This is a genomic window from Vibrio sp. 10N.222.46.A1 (genome assembly GCF_041473595.1).
In the GTDB taxonomy this organism is placed as follows: Bacteria; Pseudomonadota; Gammaproteobacteria; order Enterobacterales; family Vibrionaceae; genus Vibrio; species Vibrio tasmaniensis_A.
The window spans coordinates 1-319 of sequence record NZ_JBFRSN010001810.1 but is presented as its reverse complement, the minus strand read 5'-3'; the positions used below and the strand labels follow the sequence as shown (position 1 = coordinate 319).

The 319-nt window shown below is 37.0% G+C and carries 1 pseudogene; it reads right to left on the bottom strand.

Annotated elements, in window-relative coordinates:
• A pseudogene (locus AB4496_RS29410) lies at positions 1-319 on the bottom strand (glycosyltransferase family 1 protein); the annotation flags it as partial.

Sequence of the window (319 nt, the reverse complement as noted above, 5' to 3'; positions counted from 1 at the left end):
TCAATAATCCCCGCAACATTAAGCGTGAATTCAACACCTTGGCTTTCTAAAATCTGCTTTGCTTCGACTAAACAGGCCAACCCTTTTTCGTTCAAAAGTCTAGCACCGAACAAAACACTCTTATTTAGAGGTGACATTGAAGGAGAAAAGCGAGCTAGATCAATTCCGGCACCTTTGACAACTCGACCATTTTCGTACTTTAAAACACCAATTTCATCAAATAGTTGATAATCTTCGTTGTTTTCAAAAATGAAACGTGATTTAGAAGAAGAGATCGACTTATAGAGCGTAGTAATGATACGTCTTAAGAGATTGAATT